Annotated in this window: 20 protein-coding genes, 1 tRNA gene and 1 pseudogene; 9 read left to right on the top strand and 13 right to left on the bottom strand. The window is 54.1% G+C overall.

Going from position 1 to position 20,990, the window contains the following annotated elements; all coding sequences use genetic code 11:
- Positions 1-69: 69 nt before the first annotated feature.
- Positions 70-1,530: a DEAD/DEAH box helicase family protein gene (locus tag ACEWL3_RS19745; protein ID WP_386185376.1), complete on the bottom strand. Its 1,461-nt coding sequence runs from the start codon at positions 1,528-1,530 to the stop codon at positions 70-72.
- Positions 1,531-1,850: 320 nt separating this feature from the next.
- Between ACEWL3_RS19745 and ACEWL3_RS19740 the strand changes: the two genes are divergently transcribed.
- The 4 genes and pseudogenes from ACEWL3_RS19740 to ACEWL3_RS19725 all read left to right on the top strand — a co-directional run bounded on the left by ACEWL3_RS19740 (position 1,851) and on the right by ACEWL3_RS19725 (position 5,406).
- Positions 1,851-2,741 (top strand): hypothetical protein, encoded by an 891-nt coding sequence (locus ACEWL3_RS19740; RefSeq protein WP_386185374.1) that lies wholly within the window; start codon positions 1,851-1,853, stop codon positions 2,739-2,741.
- Positions 2,742-3,148: 407 nt separating this feature from the next.
- On the top strand, positions 3,149-3,898 hold the full coding sequence (locus ACEWL3_RS19735) for a hypothetical protein (RefSeq protein WP_386185372.1): 750 nt from the start codon (positions 3,149-3,151) through the stop codon (positions 3,896-3,898).
- Between the two features lie 99 nt (positions 3,899-3,997).
- Positions 3,998-4,213: pseudogene (locus ACEWL3_RS19730) on the top strand (IS110-like element ISMmg1 family transposase); the annotation flags it as partial.
- A 905-nt stretch (positions 4,214-5,118) separates the two neighbouring features.
- Complete coding sequence (locus ACEWL3_RS19725; protein WP_386185370.1) at positions 5,119-5,406, top strand: hypothetical protein; 288 nt, start codon at positions 5,119-5,121, stop codon at positions 5,404-5,406.
- A gap of 89 nt (positions 5,407-5,495) precedes the next feature.
- On the opposite strand, the gene ACEWL3_RS19720 is transcribed toward ACEWL3_RS19725, so the two are convergent.
- From ACEWL3_RS19720 to ACEWL3_RS19695, 6 genes are all read right to left on the bottom strand, one after another.
- Positions 5,496-6,638 (bottom strand): lytic murein transglycosylase, encoded by a 1,143-nt coding sequence (locus ACEWL3_RS19720; protein ID WP_386185368.1) that lies wholly within the window; start codon positions 6,636-6,638, stop codon positions 5,496-5,498.
- A 92-nt stretch (positions 6,639-6,730) separates the two neighbouring features.
- Positions 6,731-7,207, bottom strand: a complete 477-nt coding sequence (locus ACEWL3_RS19715; RefSeq protein ID WP_386185366.1) for a CreA family protein — start codon at positions 7,205-7,207, stop codon at positions 6,731-6,733.
- 163 nt (positions 7,208-7,370) lie between these two features.
- Positions 7,371-7,447: transfer RNA gene (locus tag ACEWL3_RS19710), tRNA-Arg, on the bottom strand.
- Between the two features lie 75 nt (positions 7,448-7,522).
- Complete coding sequence (locus tag ACEWL3_RS19705; protein ID WP_386185364.1) at positions 7,523-8,269, bottom strand: CDP-alcohol phosphatidyltransferase family protein; 747 nt, start codon at positions 8,267-8,269, stop codon at positions 7,523-7,525.
- A complete protein-coding gene (locus ACEWL3_RS19700) occupies positions 8,266-8,958 on the bottom strand; it encodes a phosphatidylserine decarboxylase (RefSeq protein WP_386185362.1) in 693 nt (230 codons plus the stop codon). The genes ACEWL3_RS19705 and ACEWL3_RS19700 overlap by 4 nt, the downstream gene beginning before the upstream one ends.
- A 150-nt stretch (positions 8,959-9,108) precedes the next feature.
- Positions 9,109-9,420 (bottom strand): ETC complex I subunit, encoded by a 312-nt coding sequence (locus tag ACEWL3_RS19695; RefSeq protein ID WP_386185359.1) that lies wholly within the window; start codon positions 9,418-9,420, stop codon positions 9,109-9,111.
- Between the two features lie 116 nt (positions 9,421-9,536).
- Between ACEWL3_RS19695 and ACEWL3_RS19690 the strand changes: the two genes are divergently transcribed.
- Together ACEWL3_RS19690 and uvrB are read left to right on the top strand one after the other, a co-directional pair.
- Complete coding sequence (locus ACEWL3_RS19690; RefSeq protein WP_435001513.1) at positions 9,537-9,845, top strand: antifreeze protein; 309 nt, start codon at positions 9,537-9,539, stop codon at positions 9,843-9,845.
- 134 nt (positions 9,846-9,979) lie between these two features.
- On the top strand, positions 9,980-12,187 hold the full coding sequence (gene uvrB / locus ACEWL3_RS19685) for an excinuclease ABC subunit UvrB (protein WP_386185355.1): 2,208 nt from the start codon (positions 9,980-9,982) through the stop codon (positions 12,185-12,187).
- A gap of 112 nt (positions 12,188-12,299) precedes the next feature.
- On the opposite strand, the gene ACEWL3_RS19680 is transcribed toward uvrB, so the two are convergent.
- A complete protein-coding gene (locus tag ACEWL3_RS19680) occupies positions 12,300-12,596 on the bottom strand; it encodes a hypothetical protein (RefSeq protein ID WP_386185353.1) in 297 nt (98 codons plus the stop codon).
- A gap of 160 nt (positions 12,597-12,756) precedes the next feature.
- Here ACEWL3_RS19680 and ACEWL3_RS19675 point away from each other — a divergent pair, with 160 nt between their 5' ends.
- Together ACEWL3_RS19675 and ACEWL3_RS19670 are read left to right on the top strand one after the other, a co-directional pair.
- Positions 12,757-12,942: a PLD nuclease N-terminal domain-containing protein gene (locus ACEWL3_RS19675; protein WP_386185351.1), complete on the top strand. Its 186-nt coding sequence runs from the start codon at positions 12,757-12,759 to the stop codon at positions 12,940-12,942.
- Between the two features lie 140 nt (positions 12,943-13,082).
- The gene (locus ACEWL3_RS19670; RefSeq protein ID WP_386185350.1) at positions 13,083-13,754 is read left to right on the top strand and encodes a hypothetical protein; all 672 of its coding nucleotides are present in this window, start codon (positions 13,083-13,085) and stop codon (positions 13,752-13,754) included.
- A 59-nt stretch (positions 13,755-13,813) separates the two neighbouring features.
- Here the strand turns inward: ACEWL3_RS19670 and ACEWL3_RS19665 are convergent, their stop codons facing one another.
- From ACEWL3_RS19665 to ACEWL3_RS19645, 5 genes are all read right to left on the bottom strand, one after another.
- The gene (locus ACEWL3_RS19665; protein ID WP_386185348.1) at positions 13,814-16,102 is read right to left on the bottom strand and encodes a glycosyl hydrolase family 28-related protein; all 2,289 of its coding nucleotides are present in this window, start codon (positions 16,100-16,102) and stop codon (positions 13,814-13,816) included.
- A gap of 265 nt (positions 16,103-16,367) precedes the next feature.
- Complete coding sequence (locus ACEWL3_RS19660; protein ID WP_386185346.1) at positions 16,368-17,267, bottom strand: patatin-like phospholipase family protein; 900 nt, start codon at positions 17,265-17,267, stop codon at positions 16,368-16,370.
- 219 nt (positions 17,268-17,486) lie between these two features.
- On the bottom strand, positions 17,487-18,041 hold the full coding sequence (locus ACEWL3_RS19655) for a hypothetical protein (RefSeq protein WP_435001507.1): 555 nt from the start codon (positions 18,039-18,041) through the stop codon (positions 17,487-17,489).
- Positions 18,042-18,285: 244 nt separating this feature from the next.
- Positions 18,286-18,699: a DUF4864 domain-containing protein gene (locus ACEWL3_RS19650; RefSeq protein WP_386185342.1), complete on the bottom strand. Its 414-nt coding sequence runs from the start codon at positions 18,697-18,699 to the stop codon at positions 18,286-18,288.
- 62 nt (positions 18,700-18,761) lie between these two features.
- Positions 18,762-20,342: a lysine--tRNA ligase gene (locus tag ACEWL3_RS19645; protein ID WP_386185340.1), complete on the bottom strand. Its 1,581-nt coding sequence runs from the start codon at positions 20,340-20,342 to the stop codon at positions 18,762-18,764.
- A gap of 118 nt (positions 20,343-20,460) precedes the next feature.
- Here ACEWL3_RS19645 and ACEWL3_RS19640 point away from each other — a divergent pair, with 118 nt between their 5' ends.
- Entirely contained in the window at positions 20,461-20,883 is a 423-nt protein-coding gene (locus ACEWL3_RS19640; protein WP_114879728.1) for a tellurite resistance TerB family protein, read from the top strand.
- Positions 20,884-20,990 lie beyond the last annotated feature (107 nt).

The following is a 20,990-nucleotide window of genomic DNA, read 5'->3' as shown; positions in this document are numbered from 1 at the left end:
CTAATCGATAAGATGAACCAGAAATCCTCCCTTATTCAAATCCTCAAATCTGTCCCAAGGGTGCTGACGTCAGACACAGCGACGCTGCCTGCGCGTCAAAAAGGGAGAAATCAGTTGAGAGAGTTCGTTGCGCGCTTGCCTGGAAAGAGTGGTTTCCGGTTCAGAAAGGACGGCAACCGGCACGTTCTGGTCGAAAATGTCAGGTGATTGTTTCATTTCCCGGTCAAAAAGATCACCCATGGACTGGATGTAATCAGGCGTCATAAAGATGGACGCGCGCTTCTCTTGCATGTGTGCCAGCCAGTCGACATCCCGGTTGCCCAGAAGAGTCGCTGACAAACAGACATTCCAACTAGGTGGGGCCAGTTCGATGGCCGCAGCCATTTGAGAGGCTTGTTCGAACCCTGGTGTGACCGTGTGGCTTTCGTCGATGATAAGTACGCCAAATTGATCGAGGCGAAGACCAGCTCTTTTATCGTCCCCGGCACCGCGCAGATGTTGCTTCGCAAGCTTACTGTTGGCTACAGCCTCCAGTGAGTTTGTGGAGTACTTCTTCCAGCTCGGTATTACCTTTGGCGGAGCGATAACGACCGCATTCTTTCGTGCAACGCCATGAACGGGAGATCTAGGTATGACCCGCGTGAAAGTCTCAGACAAAGCCTCTGCAAGGTGACACCCGATTTCAGTCTTGCCAGAGCCAGTAGGTGCCTCGACAAAAGTAATGCCGTGATCGTACGTGATAGAGCACGCCTCGTAAGTAAGCTCCTGCTGGTATTCGTAAAGCGTGTGGCCAGTAATGTCTTTACGGCTTCCAGTAATCCAGGGCTCAAAGCCCTTCTGTTCCGAGATCATTCGCGCCATTGCATCTTCGGCGCTGACGGGCTTGATAAGCTTATCTAGGATTTCTAGCGCTTCGCTTTTCCAGTCGGCAGAAACGTCCCAAATCTGCTCAGCCGCCTGCGTCCGCTCAAACTGCAGTTCATGGGACCCAGCATCAAGGCCGTCCGCATATTCGATATTACTGTACAATCCAGACTTGGAAAAGTTGGCCGAGCCAGCGACGGCACCTTTTGGTGAGCTGACGATCTTGGAGTGCATCCGACGATCCCCAGTGATCCCGAGCTTTTCCCGTGCCAATACGGGATCAAAAACGCGCAGCTCAATCTTACCAGCCAGAATGGCATGCTTCGCCAATACTGCCAGCAGATCGTCATCATCTTCGACTTGGAGACCTGAGCGCTCTAACCAATAAAGCTTCATCTCCTCTTTAACTGGCTTCGGCTTAGCAAGACGCTGGGCATTCGCTGTATCAATACCGAATGAAATCCGAATGCGTACCATACTGTCGCCTTCAGGTTCCTTCAGCTCCGGTACTTCTTTCATGAGGATGGCGAGAGAGGAAAGAAAGTCTTGGTACCCGGTTACAATCAGGCAGTCACCCGAGACGATGTGTGGCCGGTAGAGATTAATGACGGGTCGATCGATATTGGTCCCGACTTTGGGTGCAATGACACTAATGTCATTGCCCAACGAGGCGTGTTCAGGTTCGTCAATTCGTTTTGGCTTTGAGCGAAGCCATTCAGGGAGGGAAAACAAAGGATGAAACCAAGTTATTGTTACTAGATAGTACCTTGGTACTTAAGTCGCTTATCGGCAAGGCTTCGATGCGCGTTACTTTCGCAGCCGCCACATTGATGGACATCAACCACCGGCACCTTGCGCGATGAACAGCTGGAATTCTGATCTGCGTTGTAGGTCGCCAACTCCTTTGGAGCGGGGCACACTTGAAGTTCCCTTGACTAAGCGAGATGCAGCATCGAACTTAGCGCGAGCAGCGAGGAAACCGCGTTATGATTAAAATTCTGGGTCAGAAATGGTCGGAGCTAAGTAAGAAAAAGTCACTTTCGGAAATTGCCATAGTGATTTCTAGTATCAATATCGCGTTCACAGCCTTCACTAATCTTGACGATATTGTTGCATTTGCCGGTTTTGTCCGCTGGCTAAGTGAGACTTGGCGACTTCTAATTCACAATATTGTCAATTCTATTTTGAGCATTTTGCGAGTGGAGGTGTCTGTTGATGTTTCCGTATTTTGGTTTCTTTATATCAGCTTCATTTTACTTTGTGCCTTATCTTACAGCAAAAGAAAAATCGCAAAGTCAGACCTGTTTGATAGCTACTCCCTGGCTATGTCACTCACATTCTTTATGATTATCGCCATTGCAAACAAAGCTATCTTTTTGTTGATATTTGACAAATCTGGGCCGCTTGCGCCGATGCTCCAAGCATCAGCAACGACTTTTCTTGTTTTTATCGGATCGCTATTGAGCATTACTGCCGTTTACAAAGGTCGTAGGAAAAAAATGGGGTTTTATATTTACCAGTCATCAAAGGCTGGGGTTCTGCTAGCACTATTTACACTTCCTATTGCGATAGACTTGATCATGTTTGTGTTCTTAGATAGGAGCGTTATTTTTGAATGGTTAGCTTCGGCTGGCAACACACTCAGCAGAAATGGTTGGAAAACGCTTGGAATGACGGCCTCGATCCTATATGTGGCCTTGTTGCCTAGTATATTCGCTAGTCCGCTATTCATAACCAACCACGCCATTATTTCCCGAAGATTTGCTTTGACTAATGCATTGGTTCTTACCTGTTTTCTTATAAACTTCCTTTTTCTTTTCACGGAGAAAAATGTATCCGATCCCGCTAATGAAAGTGTCATGTCGAATCTCAAATAGTCCAACGTCAACTTCGGTTCGTGTTTTGGACACTGGTGCTACCTGCAGCATCCGTTGTACTGGAGCGATTTAGACATTCGCAGCACTCACCACCAACTTCCGCTAAGCGGGACTTTGCTGTCATTCCGCTCAAAAGAACCAGTGACTGGTTGCAGCCCGTTCCTGACGTTTGACATGTGCACTGATGCCGCATGGCGGCCCTTCGAAGGAGGTATACTCCGCGCCTACACTATCGCTTTGAGTAGAAATGACTGCTAAACGCCGCAACACAAAAATGACGTTCAGGGCATTGGGCGTAGTTCTCCAACCAGAGAAGCTACAATCTTGTTTGAAATTTGATCGGTCAAATAGTAACGATTAAATTGAACCAGTAGAGTGCAGATGTCTACATGAATGGAGTAATTACAATGAGTTCCCTGTCAATTCGCAAAAAATTTGAGAAAATTCTAGCCATTTCATTCTGTATTGCTTTCTCGATGTTGGCATTTTTAGCGGACGCAGAAGCAAGAGAGCTTTCGAAGTTTGAGGTGAGGCGCATTCAAAAGATTCTGAACCACTACGGTCATGAAGTTGAGGTGACCGGTGAACTCGATCAGGATACTTCGAATGCTGCGAAGCAGCTCATCTCGGAACGGTTTCCAGGCAACGAAAGCAACATTAGAATTCTGTATGAGCTCAATACAACTTTTTTGCGAAAGCAAACTGACAACGATCACTTTTCGTATTCACTAGAACCCAAGTCTGGTTCGCGCGGAGCAATTGACTATGACAAAGTGCGCAAGGCCCGTGAGAGATATCAGCGGTATCTGTCGAGCCCAGCAGTGATTTTTACCAATGTTGGCCTAATAGGGCGGGGCCGCACCGTCGAGGAGGCGACCCGCGACGGGTGCTCTAAGTCCAATCGTCCGCGGCGCTGCAAAGCCACGCATGTCTTGGAGCCGACGCGAACGGGGTGTATTGCAAGCTTCAGGTATGACCCGTACCGTCTTTCGCTTACCCGCACGAAAAGTACGAATTACGGCGAAATTGTTTACAAGGGCGCAAAGGTTATTGTTTCGAAAAAGAAACCAACCGTTGAGGAAGCTAAGAAGATCTTGCGCTACAATCCCGTGAAAATCGGATGCGAGAGCCATTTTGAATTGTCGTGCAACTTTTGACATTGGAGGGGTGTTGACCTAATGGGATGAACTGCCTTCCCACCGAGATGCCGCTATTGTTGCGGTGAATGGTGGAGAAGAAGGAGAGTTCTGAGGGAGATAGCGGTTCTTGGGATCGACTTGGGCAAGACGGTGTGCAGCGTGGCGGGCCTTGATGGCAGTGGCGCGGTTGTCTTCCGAAAGCGCATCCAGCGGTTCAGGCTTTTGGGTTTACTGGCAAAGCTTCCGACCTGTGTCGTGGCGATGGAAGCTTGCGGTGGGGCGCATCACATTGGCCGTTTCTGCCTTGAGCAAGGCCACGAGCCACGCTTGATGCCCCTGACGAGTTTGTCAGCTGCATCCTTCGATGTTCCGGATTTCTTATTCATCTTCGCTCCATAATGGCTTCGATGAACCAGAAATCCTCCGTTACTCAAACCCCTAAATCTCTCCGGCAGGTGCTGACGTCAGACAAACCTGCGCGGCATCCTTGTTACGATGCGTCGCAAGGTTGCCACAGATCACGACGGTTCGGCTCCTTTTTGATCCGCGGTGTAGGCCGCCGACTCCTTCGGAGCGGGACACGTAGTTGGGCTGCCTGACTCGACAGCCGTCGATGGGGCGGGGTCACTAGTAGGGGATTAGTAGGGCAGCGGAGTACAACCGGGACTGGCTACATGCGACACCATGCAAAACTAGTTCGGAAAATAGCCCAACCATAGCAATCGGTTATGCTGTTTTAGACGACTTCATCAACCCGCATCCGACCCAGTCCAAGAGTTTTGAAAACACATTGGTAAGGGTGAGGTCGAGAGTTCGATCCTCTCTCACAGCACCATACTTATCGATTAAGTGCCTTTGCTTCAGTCACTTGACGAAAAACGTTATTTCAAAGCCATCCCTCTGGAAATTCTTTGCATGCTGGTTGAGATGCTCGTTAGCGTTCAGTTTTGACCTGACGACCAATTGAATGGTACGCACGCCCAACGCAACAAACTAAGAACAGTTGGCTTGCCTCGGCAAAGCGAATGGTAGGATCATCGATTCCCGCTCCCCGTCCGGTTGAAGCACAGGATCGTTTCGGACAGGCCAGCATTCCCCCATGCGTGACACTACTGACACCTAGGGAACGTCAGGTTGAATCGCCAGTAGATGCGGATACTGCAAATTGCAGTCTTGATGCAACGTGACGCAACATCTAGTGTTTAACACATGTACCGTGGAACTGGAACAAATCGCTGATGTTCACCTTACTGTTCGGAAAACCAAAGCTTCAGGAAAAGGTGTTCTGCCGAACCCATGAGCGGAAAGTCTTTTCGCGCTTTCCGCACAACCATACACGCGGTGAGGCTGCGGAAGCGCCGGCTGAAACGGTGCCGCCATTCCAGTCAGACTTTCCTGAGGACCACGCCGACCCGGTGATCAATCCGGTTGCCCATTTGCATTCAGATGCGCCAATACCCCTTGATCTTTTTCGTCGGGCCCTGCCCCAGAGGTTTCGCGAGATCGACGCCAAGGCAGGTAAATAGCTTTTACCGAGGTCTGGACGATTTCAGATCAGATGGCATTGAACCCACACGATGTGATCCCCGCCAGCAGTACCAACAAAGCGCCGCCCTCAACCCAACCGGTGCAGCAGGTCCAAAGATGGATTACCGGTTGCGGGCAGGCCGACACTGCTTTGATAGGCGGAAATGGCCTTGCGGCTGTTGGGGCCGATCACGCCGTCGGTCCCGTCCGTATCGAAACCTCTGGCAGTCAGCTTGGTCTGCAGGGACACCCGGTCAGCTTTGGTCAATCCGTCGGCATCGGGCGGGAAACTGGTCCGGATCGGGCCTGCACCGCCGATACGGTCGGCAAGATGGCCGACGCCAATCGCATAGTTGTCGGAATTGTTGTAGCGCTTGATGGCGCGGAAATTGCTGGTCACATTGAATGTGGGTCCGCCGGGCTGAGGTTGGATCGAGGTCCCGGCAGGTGCGCCATTGCCAACCTCGCCCCCCCATTTCAAGCCCCGCGTCCAGCCGTTGCGCGACAGGTACGCCGCCGTAGAGGCCAGGGCATCAGAAGGGTCCGCAGACCAGATATCACGCCGTCCATCGCCGGTAAAATCCACGGCAAAGGCTTGATAAGACGTCGGAATAAACTGCGTGTGGCCCATGGCACCGGCCCAGGATCCGGTCATGTTCGCCGCCGATACATCACCATTTTGCAAAATCTTGAGCGCCGCGATCAGCTGTTTTTCAAAGAACGCCCCACGCCGCCCGTCATAGGCGAGCGTTGAGGTCGAGGAAATCACCGGCACATCGCCGCGCCGTTCGCCATAAAAGCTTTCCAAGCCCCATACGGCCGCAACGATTTCAGCGGCAACGCCATATTTCGCCTCAATCGCGGACAGGGTGTTGCGATGCCGCGCGAATGCGGCGCGGCCTTTGCTGACCCGTTCATCTGAGGCGGCGATGGCAAGGTAATCTTCGAGCGTGCGGCTGAATTCGGTCTGGTTGCGGTCGCGCTTTACGACACCGGGCAGATATCCCGCGCCGCGAAACGCGGCACTCAAAGTGCCCGAGGATATCCCCTGCCCGGCGGCCCGTGTCTTGAACGCCGCAACCCACGCATCATAGCCTGCATTGGGCACCGGTTGCAGATCTGAGGGCGCACTGCTGATCCGCGGGCCCAGCGTACCGCCACCACCTGTTGTGCAGGCAGAGAGGCCAATTGCGCCCAATCCAAATACGAATATTCTGCGTGAAGTGTTCATGATGCCCGCCCTCATTTGTTTTCTGGCAACATACGCGATCGAAATCGCCGCGCAAAGCGACGTTTCACTGGCTTGGCAATCACTCGCTTGTGTCAGTCGCCGGGCGTATAAAGCGGGACGGTCGACATCGACATCTTGGCTGAACCGTCCTGAACATCGCGCGCATGGCTGATGTAGATCAGCGTGTTGTTTTCTGGATCGAAGATACGTTTGATTCTGAGACTCTTGAAAATGATCGAACGGCGTTCGCTGAATACATCCTCGCCTTCATCATCACGTTCGATATCACCCATCTCAATAGGCCCGGTCTGGCGACACGAGATCGACGAATTTGACGGATCTTCGAACCAATTGCCCTTTTGCAGGCGATCAATCAGACCACGGTCAAAATAGGCGACGTGGCATGTCACACCTTTGACCTTCGGATCCGGGATTGCTTCAATCACAATGTCATTGCCCAGCCAGTCCACATCGACGTTGCCCACGACTTCGGCATGAAGTGGCGTTGCGCACAAGGCAGTTGCCGTGAGGAAAACAGCGAAACGGGTCGGAAGAAATTTATCTATCATTCTGGCTAACGCACTCCTGACGTGATGGTTCCGGCAAATCTAGCCGGTATGTCGTGTCCTTGTAAGATGCGTTTCGCCCATCAGTGCACCAACCAGAGAATGTCGCTTCGTCGGCATTCTTCAGGGCATCCTGTCGCGGACTGGGTGATACGGTCATTAGTTCTGGCGATCCCGGGAGGACTCGAACCCCCAACATCCTGATTAGAAGTCAGGTGCTCTATCCAGTTGAGCTACGGGACCGCTGCGCGCGGTTGTCCATCATCGGTCTGAATTTGGCAAGCCTTGTTCGCGCGCGGGCGGTTTTGTTCTGACCGGTCAGGGCGTCGCCAACGTCGCGTGTTTCTTGTGCGACAAATAAGAGAACGGCAATGATGCCATGTACATCAGGTTTGCCGTGATCAATGTGGGCCAGGGATAGACCATCAGGCAGACCACCAATACAACCGCAACAACGATGGCGACGGCAAGGTGCCTTTGCTTGATCGACGCATGTTTGATTGAATACGTCGGAATGGTGCTGATCGCGAGCAGGCCAACGCCGATGATGTAGATGGTGCGCATGAAAGGATAATCGGCGACAGGCCAGCCATAAAGCTGCATGAAAACGGGCATCAGCGCGAGACAGGCAAGCGCAGGGGCCGGAACACCGACAAAAAAGTCATCCTTTTTCAATTTGACGGTGGAGGCCCCGATTGACAGGTTGAACCGTGCAAGCCGCAAGGCGCAGCAGACCGCAAGCACCAGAGTCGCAAGCCAGCCCATATTCGCATGTTCGGTCCCAAAATAAAGCGTTTGATACAGCAACAGGCCCGGTGCGATACCGAAATTGAAGAAATCCGCCAGCGTATCCAGTTCCGCGCCAAACGGGCTCGCTGTGTCCAGAAACCTGGCCAGCTTGCCATCAGCGGCGTCCAGAAACACAGCCAGCAGGATAAAGTACAATGCCGTCTCAATGCGGCCCTCAAGGCTCATCCGGACCGAGGTCAGCCCCGCGCAAATCGCAAAAACTGTGACCACACTTGGGACAATATGGCGCAGCTTTATGCGATGGGAGCCATTCATACTGCGATACCGTGGCAGGCCGTATCGGGTTCTGTCAGGTCAGCAAGAATGGTTTCACCGGCCACCGACGTCTGACCCAGGCAGACCGATGGTTTGACCCCTTTTGGAAGATACACATCAAGGCGGCTGCCAAAACGGATCAGGCCGAACCGATGGCCAAGCCCGACAGCATCACCCGGTTGCACAAAACAGACAATGCGGCGCGCGACCAGTCCGGCAATCTGAACAACGCCGATGCGCGCACCCGACGCACTCTCAATGGTCAGACCATTGCGTTCGTTGTGTTCGCTGGCTTTATCAAGCGATGCGTTCACAAATTTGCCCTCGTGATAGGCGATCTGGGTCACTTTGCCCGCGATCGGCGCGCGGTTCACATGGCAATTAAAGACATTCATAAAGACCGATATCCTGGTCAGCGGGGCATCGCCGAGTTCCAGTTCAACGGGCGGGACCACATCGGAAATGAGCGACACAACCCCATCCGCAGGGGAGATGACCAGCCCCTCTTGCTGCGGGACGATGCGCACAGGGTCGCGAAAAAAGTAATAACACCAAACTGTCGCGCCAGATCCGATCCAGAACAAAGGATCCCAGATAAAGCCCAGAATAATGGCAATAACAGCAAAAATCGCAACGAATTTACGGCCTTCCTTGTGCATGGGCACCGCAACGATCTTGAGCATATTCATGGCAGTTCTTTCAAAAATCGTGAAGGGATGAAGGGATCAGAGCCATCCGGCACGCCAAAGTTCGGTCTTTGGTGCCGCACAGCAGGGCGCAGTTAAATCGTCATGTCGGTGTCGGATGCGACCCATCAACGCCAAAGCCCCCAACACAGATCAATGTGTCCAGGCACCGCGACGGCCTGTGGCAAAATTTTCGCCGTACCCGCCAGCGCGGATGTTGGGTTTGCGTTTATTGGGGTCCTGCACCTGTGCATCGATGTTGTTTTCACGTGCATAATCAATAGCTTCTTCGCGTGTGGCAAATTGCAGACGTATCTGAGACTGGGTATCAGAAGAAGACGTCCAGCCCATCAATGGGTCAACCTCACGGGCTTCGGAGGGGGCATACTCCAACACCCAGGATTTGGTTTTTGCGGTGCCCGATGACATCGCGGTCCGGGCGGGTTGATAGATACGTGCGCGCATGTCTGCCTCATTGATCAAGTCGGTAGAGACTTATCCGATATTCCGACACCATGGGCAAGAGAATGCGCCAGATTGCACTTTTGCTCTATCAATGCTGCAGCGCAGCATATATGTAGATGGATATGATATTGGAGCCGTTGATGAATCCTTTCGCTCTTTTGAACTTGCAGGCACAGATGACATCGCTGGTGATGGATACGCATACGGTGATGACGCTGCGTTTGATGGGATTGAGCGGCGCGATCCCGGCGCGGCGCGGCGAAAACAACCGCATGATCGCTGAAAAGGCACCTGCAATTGCCAAGGCTTATGCTGCCGCTTCAATGGCCGCGATGGCAGGCAATACGCCAGACAAGATCATCAGCGCCGCGTTGGCCCCCTTAAGCAGAAAAGTCCGCGCCAATCGCAAACGGTTGATGAAGTGATCTGACAGGTCATTCGGGCCGCTGTTGCGACGCAAGCCCGGCTGCTGACAGTTTTTGACAACAAGGAGGGTCCGCCCCCTTGAACCTGATGCCAAACATGACACCTATGGAGTTCGCCACCCAAGGACGCCGCCATGCCCTATGCCCAAACCGATTCTTCTGCCGGGATGCCGATATTGGCAAATCCCGCCCCGGATGTGCGCAGCCGGCCCAAGCTGGAAGGCGGCAGGACGTTCAAGTTGCACACCGAATTTGAACCGGCAGGCGATCAGCCCACCGCAATCCGCGAATTGGCCGACGGTGTCTTGGGCGGCGAACGCGATCAGGTGCTGCTGGGGGCCACCGGTACCGGCAAAACCTTCACCATGGCCAAGGTGATTGAGGAAACGCAGCGCCCGGCGATTATTCTGGCCCCGAACAAGACATTGGCGGCCCAGCTTTATGGCGAATTCAAAGGGTTTTTTCCCGATAACGCCGTGGAATACTTCGTCAGCTATTATGACTATTACCAGCCCGAAGCCTATGTGGCACGGTCTGATACCTACATCGAAAAAGAAAGCCAGATCAACGAACAGATCGACCGCATGCGCCACTCGGCCACCCGCGCGCTGCTCGAACGTGACGATGTGATCATCGTGGCCTCGGTGTCGTGCATATACGGCATCGGGTCGGTCGAAACCTATGGCGCGATGACACAGGATTTGAAAACCGGGTCGAATTACGACCAGCGTCAAGTGATCGCCGATCTGGTTGCACAGCAATACAAACGCAACGACGCCGCCTTCCAACGGGGATCGTTCCGGGTGCGCGGCGATTCACTCGAAATCTTCCCCGCCCACCTGGATGATCGCGCATGGCGGCTGTCGTTCTTTGGCGAGGAATTGGAAAGCATCACCGAATTCGACCCGCTGACCGGTGAAAAAACCGACACCTTCGATCAGATCCGCGTTTACGCCAACAGCCACTACGTGACGCCGAAACCAACGATGTCGCAGGCGATAATTGGCATCAAGAAAGAACTGCGCACGCGGCTGGATCAGCTGGTCGCAGATGGCAAACTGCTTGAGGCGCAGAGGCTGGAACAGCGCACCAATTTCGACCTCGAGATGCTGGAGGCGACAGGCGTCTGCAACGGCATCGAAAACTATTCCCGTTATCTGACGGGCCGCGCACCGGGCGAACCGCCCCCCACGCTGTTCGAATTTATCCCCGATCATGCCATTGTTTTTGCAGATGAATCCCACGTGTCCGTGCCGCAGATTGGTGGCATGTACAAAGGTGACTATCGGCGCAAATTCACACTGGCCGAACATGGCTTCCGCCTGCCGTCGTGCATGGACAACCGCCCGCTGAAGTTTGAAGAATGGGACGCGATGCGTCCGCAGTCGGTGTTTGTGTCGGCCACCCCCGCAAAATGGGAGATTGAGCAAACCGGCGGAGTTTTCACCGAACAGGTGATCCGCCCAACCGGCCTGATTGATCCGCATATAGAAATACGCCCGGTCGAGATGCAGGTCGATGACCTGCTGGACGAAGTGCGCAAAGTTGCCGCTGACGGAATGCGCACATTGTGCACCACATTGACCAAGCGGATGGCCGAAGACCTGACCGAATACATGCACGAACAGGGCATCCGCGTGCGCTATATGCACAGCGATATAGACACCATCGAACGGATCGAAATTCTGCGCGACCTGCGGCTGGGCGCGTTCGATGTGCTGATCGGCATCAACCTGCTGCGCGAAGGCCTGGACATTCCGGAATGCGGATTGGTCGCGATCCTCGATGCCGACAAGGAAGGTTTTCTGCGCTCTGAAACCTCTCTCATCCAAACCGTGGGTCGCGCCGCGCGCAACGCCGATGGCCGTGTGATCATGTACGCCGACCGCATCACCGGGTCGATGGAACGCGCGATCGGCGAAACCGACCGCCGCCGCGCCAAACAACTGGCCTATAACGAAGAACACGGGATCACGCCGCAGACAGTGAAAAAGAACGTCGAGGATATTCTGGCGGGCCTCTACAAAGGCGACGTGGACATGAACCGCGTTACCGCCAAGATCGACAATCCGCTGGCAGGTGGCAATCTGCAAACCGTGCTCGAAGGGCTGCGCACCGACATGCGTAAGGCCGCCGAGAACCTTGAATTTGAAGAAGCGGCCCGGTTGCGCGATGAGGTCAAACGCCTTGAAGCGGTCGATCTGGTGATTGCAGACGATCCGATGGCGCGGCAATACGCAGTGGAAAAAGCCGTAGGCGACGCCCAAAAAGCATCAGGGCGCAGCACCGGTGGTCGCGGCGGCATGCGGGGCGGGAAATCGCGGTATGGCGGCAAGCGATAACACTGAACTTTGGTTCATCGTGCCCTAGCCGTACAAAAGCGACATCTGCAAAGAAAAACGCCCTCCAGTCTCTTGGAAGGCGCTCTCTGATAGCCACTCAGGGGGCAATCGGTCAGTTTGAAACAGTCGCCTCGGCATCTTCGGGCGCAGTGATTTCAAGACCCGGAACCGTGATCGTCTTCTCTTCCATAGTCACTTCGACCTCTGGGACATCGACGGTCACCTCTTCACTGGTCAACGCGATTGATCCAACCTCGGCCTCAAATTCAGGCAACGCGCCGGGTTCAATCGAGACATCTACATCTGGCAAGCGCGCTTCTTGGGTCTGATCGATATCGATCATGTACACAGCGGCAGCGATCACAACAGCGGCGGCAACAGCGCCAATAACAACAACAGAGGTTTTCACATTATATTCCTTATTCAATTCCTTGACCCGTCGGGCCTTCCGCAGGCGCAACACCCCTGCCGCGCAAAAAGTTCCAGAAATTTTTTTTGGAACCTTTGGACAATTCTCAGTGTTGGGTGAGCAGTTAAGGACATGCACTCACACACTCAGGAGAGACAAAATGGAATATGGAATTCTCGGCCTTTTGGTATTGATCGCTGATATCTACGCGATTTACCAAATCTTCACATCCAGCGCTTCAAATCTGGCGAAACTGCTTTGGATTGTTGGCGTATTGGTCTTCCCGGTTGTGGGTTTCATCGTGTGGCTCATCGCGGGCCCACGGGGCGCGTCTGTTCGGGCCTAAGTCCGCAAAGAGCTAGCCTTCTACACTTACCTGTCAGGCCCAAAGCGTTCGCTTTGGGCCTTTTGCTTTGAAGTCGACGCCCCGCACCTGATAACTCTTTGTTAACTATAACTAACCATGATCGTTAACGGGAGTTTCCGATGCGGTCTGGTTCAATATTCGTTTTTCTGATCTGCTCTTTTTGGGCAACCGGCACCGATGCCGGTGCATGGCTGCGCGAGAAAGGCACCAGTTTCACATCGGTATCGTTCACCTCAACATGGTTTCGCGACACGACCAACACCTCATATCTGGAATACGGCTGGCGTGATGATCTGACGATCGGGACCGACATCGGCTACGCAACCAGCAGTCAAGGCACCCAATCAGGCTACGGTACAATCTTTGTCCGCCGCCCTCTTGGCAAAAACAACGGCCCCAACAAATGGGCCTATGAGCTTGGCGTGGGGGCAGCTTGGGTGGATTACATCGCCATTCCCTATCTCAAGACAGGCGTATCCTGGGGGCGCGGGTTCACCTTTCGGGATACGCCTGGATGGGCGTCCGTTGACGCATCCGTGTCATGGGCATTAACCACAAGCCATCACCTTGCAAAGGTTGATACGACAGTTGGGCTCAATTTCACCAGTGTCACCACTGGCATGCTGCAACTCTATCTGGCCCATTTGGACAGAGAAACATATGCCAGCATCGCCCCCTCAGTTGTGATCAAGCCGCGCAACGCCAAATACCGGTTGCAGATCGGCGCAGACAGCCAGCTTGGAAACCCGGAATATACCGCCATCAAAATCGGTCTCTGGCGCGAATTCTGAGGCAAAAATTGGCCCCGCCTGATCAAACAAGCAGGGCCAGATACAGGCATTGATTTGGTTCAGCGGTTGTCCATTCGCACCACAACCAGCACCTTGCCCTTGACCGGTGTCGGCCAGACAACGCGAATGCGATCCCGGTTCGGTCCCTGGATCTGTTGAACATAAGGCATGGCGTATTGCGTCAGGTCCGATGCATCCTTGATGGCACCCTGGGCCACAACGGAATCCACATTCAGCGCCTGCCCCCCAAAGGGTAGATATCCAGATGTATCAATGTCCCAACTGTCAGAAAGGGAGTTTTGCGTAAACTCAATCTCTGCCGCATTCTGGACCTGCGCGGTGACAGCATGAAATGAGTTGCCTTTCATCACCACGTCTCTGCATCGCGAAATGTTCAGATCGGCAAAGGTTGTGTCCACCCGCTCTACCCGGTCTATCGCGCCGATGATGCTGCGGAATCTGTTACCAGTAATGTTGACCCCGCTCAGAAAATGCCCCGCGCCGTGCGGCTTGATCACAATATAGCTGAACCAGGGGGCCACATCGCCGGACAGGAAAATATTATCCGTGATGCTGAGTGAACTGAACGAATACTCCGTATTGAACTCTGGTTCTGGGTCCTGTTCGTTGCTCCATTCGATGAAACAATTGTCCACATAATTGCCAGTGACGATCGAACTCGAATGCGGGGATGTCAGGACAAGCCCAGCCGAGCGGATGCCATTAGAAACGGAGTCCCCTTGAAAAAAGTGGTTGCCGCTGATGATCGAATTTTGTCCGGCGACCAACGCGAAATGCCGAAATTGAGTGGCTCGGTTGTCGCGAAGCTTGACGTCATTTGCATTGGTATTCAGCGCGATCGTCTTGCGATTTGGCACCAGCTCGCTCTCTTCCGACGACAGGAACTGACAGCGGTCCACAAACATCCCCTGACAGCCCGTGCCGGTTGACGTCAGACCGCGGTCCATCGGGCGGCTGATAAAGCAATCGCGCATGTGAAAAGTGGACCCTGATGGGGCCAGCATCACACCGCTGCATCGGTTGTTACACTGAAACTCAATGTCGGCCATCACGAATTTGCTGAGCTGGCTAAAGCCACTGAAATCAATCAGATACTGGAATTTGCGAAAGGTGAAATTCTGCGTGCCCGCCGCATCATAGAGCGGCGCGTTCAGTGTAACCTCTTGCGTCACCTCATTTTTCGATAGAACATAAACCTCACGTCCGACGCCTGTCCCTTCGACCAATGCCCCGACAGGCACGTTTGCGACGTTCGTCACGCCTGTGAGACGGTTAGCGTTGGACGGTGAATAACTCGCCTGCGAAGTGACTTCGACTGTGTCCCAGGCGGTGCTCAGCCCCGCTTCCAGCTGCCCGTTCCGGATCACCCGCCGTGTGGCAAAACTGGACCGATCCGGGACCGCAGCCTGCATGTCGAGGGGTTTCAGGACATAGACCTTTCGCCCCCCCAAATCCAAAGATTCATGATCAGAGCTGTTCAACAACGCCTGAAACGCCTTCAGGAATGCAACCTCTTCATCCTCGAACGCTTCGATGTAATTGGGCAAGTCAAAGTTCCGGCGCAGCAGCAACTGTGCTGTGGCGGGCATTGTCACTTTGCCCTCGAACTTGACCGGCGTGTCAAACGTCACATCGCCATTCAGCAAGAAAGTACCTGTGGGGACGAAGACAGTGCGCCCATTGGCCGCTGCATTTGCCGCCTCAAACGCGGTCGTGCAATCGGTCACCCCATCACCGACAGCGCCATAATCCGTCACGTCAATCAACGATACGAGGTCGCGCAGGAAAACAGATGTGACATCTTCAATCTGAATATCGTCAATGCGCACAACACCGCCACTTTGACCAATAAGGTCCAGCCCCAGATGCCCGTAGACCGCATCCGGTCCCCAAACCATATCAACGCCACCGCGTGACCCCGCGCCAATAATTGCACTGATCTCGACCACCTGACCGTAGCCCATGAGCGGTGTGGCCGGGCCAAATTCTGGAACACCTGTGACCTTGCTCCCATCACCCAGCGCCGGATAGCCAGCGATGCGCACCGATGGCAGATTGCCACTGATCGCCTTCACCTTTGCGCTCACCCGCAGATAGCACCCCGGCAACAACGGCGTCTGCCCCATATAGCGCAGCGTCTGGGTGGACTGTGTCTTGAGCATCTCCAACGTGCCGCCGAAATCCTGATCCGCCGACACAAAGGCCGCATTCGTGGCATTGGCATAGGTATCCGACCCCGGCGTGCCATCGCCGCTTGAATACACGTCCAACCCATCCGCGAACGCAGGTGGCATCAACAATACGCCGTCGGTAATCGCCTTGTTCATCGAAAAATCCCTTTCCCCGGTGCCTGCAAAAACGCGGCAACCCGTTGATTGCTGTCAAAGCCCGACGACTGCCGGTGCGAATTCAGGGAAATATCAAGGCCGGGTTAATAGGGGATGCGGGGTGCGTGCGGTGGGGGGCCGCAACGGGTGGCAAGTTGGTGAGGTCTGATTTGCGGACTTTTCTGACGTTGAATTTGACCCAAGTAACCATTGTCTTTTTAAGCATTGCGGACCTTCGTTCACGATCAATTGAAGGCCTACCTGATCAGAGTAGCGCAGAAAGCGTCTCGATCTGCGCGGACATCGCACGTTGGCCTTCCGCGATCGCCTCGGCAGCGTGGTGAAAGTCCAGGATGCTAAGCTGGCTGAGATTTGGAGATACCATTAGATGCGGCGGGTCCCCAGCAAGGCGGCTGCGTTGAATCTGTTCGACCATTACATCGATGCAGGCCGATAAGACTTCAAAATAGCCAAGCCCTTTGGGCTTGTGCGAATTTCTCGGCAGTAGCGACGTCAGATAAGGCCGCAACCGCGTCGGCGCAGCAAGAATTAACCCTTCGGTCGCAGCCCATTGGTCAGTCAAGTCGGTTTTTGGAAAGTGCTGACGATAGGAATGAAGCCTCGAATTCGCATCAATAGCAATCACGATGTCGGCCCCTAATGCACGGCAAGCGGACACCGGCACCGGATTGGTCATCCCGCCATCCATTAGCCATCTTTCGTTGATGCGAACGGGCGAAACGATCCCAGGAATGGCTGTGGATGCGCGGATGGCATCGACAAGATTGCCCGTCTGTAGCCAGACTTCCGAAGCGCCGAAAAGATCGCTTGCGACGGCCAAGAACGGTCGGTCAATGCCGGAAAAGTCGGTCGCATAACCGAGATCGCGCAATTGCTTTGAAACAAGCAGACCTTCGATCACTCCACCGGTGGCAGGATTGATGTCAATTAACTTCGTTAAGCTGAACCGGGTGATCGAGCGAGCGAAATCTTCCAGACGATCAAGCGCGCCGGAGACATAAGCAGCCCCTACGAGAGCGCCCATTGAGGTGCCGCAGATGATGTCCGGTTCAATCCCCGCGTCTGCCAGAGCCTTGATCGCGCCAATGTGGGACCAACCGCGAGCCCCTCCGCTGCCAAGCGCCAGACCAATTTTTGGTTTCATACCTGACTCCGTGGTTACTCTGCGTAGCATTTTTTGCCCGGCTCCTGTCTAATTCAATCACAATCTCTGGTTTTGCACATGAACAGCAAACCCAAGAAAGCATTTTGATTCACGATTGACCAAGCTCAATTTGAGCTGCAGCGCCTAGACTAATGATTTCTGAAAACGGCCATCACGGACATTTGTCCCGTCTGCGGCGAAAGTCTGGTTTGAGCGGCGTTATGTATCAAACGCACCAGGCGAGGTGTGATTGATGCTTAAGTTAGCCGTGTTGTGCTTTTCCTGTTCCCTGTTTTGCCCGGTGTATCGAGTCTTGAGGGCAACGGAGACTACAGCGCCTTTATTGATGGGCCCAATGAAATCATCGGTGTCGCCTTTGGTGAGGAGGTATCTTTCCTTGTGAGGCTCTCCAAAGACATCCCTCCAACTTTTATCGCAATGAATATCCCCAGTCTCGTTTTTGATGACGTTTTTCAGGTAGATGTCATCCTTAAATTCTGTGTGAGGAACATAGCAAAACGCGTTTGCGGATTTTCCGGGCTCTACGACACCAGTAAAAGCCTCAAAGTCGCAAAAGGTGAAAAAAGGAGCTAGGTAGGCCGTAGAAGCCATGTCATTCCAGCCCGGACGGTCTGTAGCCTTGGGTAAATTTTCTGCAAGGAAATGAGCGACTTCGCTGTGACAGTTTTGATGGTTATTGCCCATGATCAGTCTCGGATAAGGCTTGCGTCCAGACTGTATGCCTCGTGGCACAGCAAACAGCAACTCTGGCAATCCTACGTTTTCAAGAGCGAAGAAAATCCGCGAAGCGATCTTTGGCGCAAATGCAGCGAACGCTCACTTTGTCCGCGACTTGATCCTTGCTCTCCCATTTGCGCTGAGGTTGGCATAAATGGCCGGTTTCGCCGCCGCACAGCGGCGTCCGCAACTGAGCACTTGCAGCGATCTTCGTGCCGCGTGCGTGTGCCGCGAAAAAGTGAATTCAGAGGTTCGGTTCAAAGCAGCCATTCATCCCCCCTCACGCAGCCACCCCCGTTGCCTCCAAAATCACAACCCCCGCAATCCGCCAGCCTATGTCGGTCTCTTCCATCTTGTAATCCAGCAGATGCACCGCCCCTTTGCCGTCCGTAACCTGCACCTTCTGCCACAGCGCCCCGCCGCGTTCCCGCAGTTCCAGATATCGCACCTCAGCGGGCCGCCAAACCATCGGATAGCCCGTCGTCACCATGCGTTTGAAATTTTCCGGTGACTGAAACAACATCTGCAACGTCGGCGTCGCGTAGGTGAACGCGTCCGCGAAATCATCCGCCTTGAACGCCTCAATCTGGCTGTTGATCGTGCCTTCAATCTGCGCTTGTTGTGCCGTCGCGCCAAAGGCCAGAAAAAGGGTCAGGGCCATCCCCACAACCCCCGAAATCAATCCCGTCCGCATCGCACTTCTCCCCCATGGTTTCATGACATATGGTAAGTCACGCGCACCGAAGGGCAAGAGGTTCACGACGTGATCAATTTCCCGGCCAGCGCATCCTCGATCAATGCAACCGTTTCATCGACACCATAAAGCGCGATAAACCCACCAAAGCGTGGCCCCTGCGACGCGCCCAGCAACACTTCATAGAGTGCCGTGAACCAATCGCGCAGCGGGTCAAACCGTTCTTTGCCAACTGCAAACACCATGGTTTGCAAGGCTTCCGCATCCAGACCGCCATCCCACACCTTCAACTGCGCCAACAGGTCTTCCAACGCCTCCCGCTCCAGATCGCTGGGCGCACGGAACACTTTTTCAGGCTTCACAAAGTCATTGTAATATCGCACCGCATGCTCTGCCGCCGCGTCCATCCCCGGATTGGCCTCCGGCGTTGCATCCGGCGCATAGCGCTGGATAAATCCCCACAATTGCGACTTCTCCTCAGCCGAGGACACGGACGCCAGATTCAGCAACATCGAATAGGGCACCACCATATCCGATTTGGGTACATCGCCGCCGTGAATATGCCACACCGGGTTGTTCAACTGCGCCTTAAGATCCTGCCCCTCATAGGCGCGCAGCTGTTGGTGATACTCATCGACCGCCTTGGGGATCACATCGAAATACATCCGCTTGGCGGTCTTGGGCTTGAGATACATGAAATACGACAGACTTTCGGCACTGGCATAGGTCAGCCATTCGTCAATCGTCAGACCGTTGCCCGATGATTTGGATATCTTGTGGCCGTCCTGGTCCAGAAACAGCTCATAGGTGAAATGCTCAGGTGCCTTGGCCCCCAGAATCCGGCAAATGCTGTCATAGATTGGCGTGTTGGTGGAATGGTCCTTGCCGTACATCTCAAAATCAACACCCAGCGCCGCCCAGCGTGCGCCGAAATCCGGCTTCCACTGCAACTTCACATTGCCCCCGGTCAGCGGCAGCGTCATCTCTGTGCCATCTTCATCATCAAATGTGATCGTGCCATCCCTGGCATTGACCTGCTTGATCGGCACATACATCACCCGGCCCGTCGTCGGGTGGATCGGCAGGAATATCGAATAGGTCTGACGCCGCTCTTCGCGCAGTGATTTCAGCATCACCGCCATGATCTCATCGTACTTTTCCGCCGCGCGCAAAAGTACCTCGTCAAACTGACCAGAGGCGTAAAATTCGGTGGCCGAATAGAACTCATACTCAAAGCCGAAGGTGTCCAGAAACCGCCGCAACATCGCGTTGTTATGGTGGCCAAAGCTTTCGTGCGTGCCAAACGGGTCAGGCACGCTGGTCAGCGGACGCTGCAAATGCTCGGCCAGCTTTTCGGGGTTCGGCACATTGCCGGGCACCTTGCGCATCCCGTCCAGATCGTCGGAAAAACAGATCAACCGCGTGGGAATATCGCTGATCGTCTCAAACGCACGGCGCACCATCGTCGTGCGTGCCACCTCTCCAAACGTCCCAATATGCGGCAATCCGCTGGGCCCATACCCGGTTTCAAAAAGCACATAACCTTTTTCAGGTGCCTTGGATGCATAGCGTTTCAGCACCTTGCGCGCTTCCTCAAAGGGCCACGCTTTGCTCTGCATTCCTGCATCCCGCATCTCAGACATATCAAACTTCCCGAAAGGGCCAATTGCGCCCAATGCGCACGGCTGGCCCTGTTCCTATTGCGTCACCAGCGCAGGGTCAATATTCTGCACCGCAACATGACCTCAAAGGACACCAGCAATGAACGACAGCACTTCTCTCTCACTCAGCGCGCAAGATTGCCTTGTCGCACTGATGATCGCCGTGTCCGCCTCAGACGAGGACATCCGAACCGCTGAATTGATCAAAATCCAGTCCTCTGTAAACATACTGCCGGTTTTTGCGGGCTACGATAATGACCGCCTCGCCACGATCAGCAAAACAGTCTTTGATCTTTTTGAACAAGAAGACGGCCTTGATGCGCTCTTTGGCCTGATCCGCGAGGCGCTGCCCGAACGGTTGAATGAAACAGCCTATGCACTGGCCTGCGACGTGGCCGCCGCAGACGGCACATTGGAAGAAGCCGAACTGCGCCTGCTCGAAGAAATCCGCTATGAACTGAACATCGATCGGCTTCATGCAGCGGCGATCGAGCGCGGCGCAAGGGCCCGTCACGTGGTCTGACGCAGGGGTCTGTCGCAGAGGTCTCTGACCCCGCTATGCGGGATGGGGTGGATGGCTCCTGGTTCACCCGGCGTCGCAATGCGCCATAGTGCAGTTGTTATGAACTG

Source organism: Sulfitobacter sediminivivens, assembly GCF_042611115.2.
Taxonomy (GTDB): Bacteria; Pseudomonadota; Alphaproteobacteria; order Rhodobacterales; family Rhodobacteraceae; genus Sulfitobacter; species Sulfitobacter sediminivivens.
The sequence above is the reverse complement of the archived record's forward strand: the minus strand, read 5'-3'. Positions and strand labels throughout refer to the sequence as shown.

Coding starts and splice junctions, on each gene's coding strand:
- uvrB (WP_386185355.1), top strand. CDS start 9,980: ATGCCCTATGCCCAAACCGATTCTTCTGCCGGGATGCCGATATTGGCA.
- ACEWL3_RS19665 (WP_386185348.1), bottom strand. CDS start 16,102: ATGAACAAGGCGATTACCGACGGCGTATTGTTGATGCCACCTGCGTTC.
- ACEWL3_RS19700 (WP_386185362.1), bottom strand. CDS start 8,958: ATGAATATGCTCAAGATCGTTGCGGTGCCCATGCACAAGGAAGGCCGT.
- ACEWL3_RS19720 (WP_386185368.1), bottom strand. CDS start 6,638: ATGAACACTTCACGCAGAATATTCGTATTTGGATTGGGCGCAATTGGC.
- ACEWL3_RS19670 (WP_386185350.1), top strand. CDS start 13,083: ATGCGGTCTGGTTCAATATTCGTTTTTCTGATCTGCTCTTTTTGGGCA.
- ACEWL3_RS19650 (WP_386185342.1), bottom strand. CDS start 18,699: ATGCGGACGGGATTGATTTCGGGGGTTGTGGGGATGGCCCTGACCCTT.
- ACEWL3_RS19660 (WP_386185346.1), bottom strand. CDS start 17,267: ATGAAACCAAAAATTGGTCTGGCGCTTGGCAGCGGAGGGGCTCGCGGT.
- ACEWL3_RS19640 (WP_114879728.1), top strand. CDS start 20,461: ATGAACGACAGCACTTCTCTCTCACTCAGCGCGCAAGATTGCCTTGTC.
- ACEWL3_RS19740 (WP_386185374.1), top strand. CDS start 1,851: ATGATTAAAATTCTGGGTCAGAAATGGTCGGAGCTAAGTAAGAAAAAG.
- ACEWL3_RS19735 (WP_386185372.1), top strand. CDS start 3,149: ATGAGTTCCCTGTCAATTCGCAAAAAATTTGAGAAAATTCTAGCCATT.
- ACEWL3_RS19675 (WP_386185351.1), top strand. CDS start 12,757: ATGGAATATGGAATTCTCGGCCTTTTGGTATTGATCGCTGATATCTAC.
- ACEWL3_RS19705 (WP_386185364.1), bottom strand. CDS start 8,269: ATGAATGGCTCCCATCGCATAAAGCTGCGCCATATTGTCCCAAGTGTG.
- ACEWL3_RS19725 (WP_386185370.1), top strand. CDS start 5,119: ATGTTCACCTTACTGTTCGGAAAACCAAAGCTTCAGGAAAAGGTGTTC.
- ACEWL3_RS19690 (WP_435001513.1), top strand. CDS start 9,537: ATGGATATGATATTGGAGCCGTTGATGAATCCTTTCGCTCTTTTGAAC.
- ACEWL3_RS19715 (WP_386185366.1), bottom strand. CDS start 7,207: ATGATAGATAAATTTCTTCCGACCCGTTTCGCTGTTTTCCTCACGGCA.
- ACEWL3_RS19645 (WP_386185340.1), bottom strand. CDS start 20,342: ATGTCTGAGATGCGGGATGCAGGAATGCAGAGCAAAGCGTGGCCCTTT.
- ACEWL3_RS19695 (WP_386185359.1), bottom strand. CDS start 9,420: ATGCGCGCACGTATCTATCAACCCGCCCGGACCGCGATGTCATCGGGC.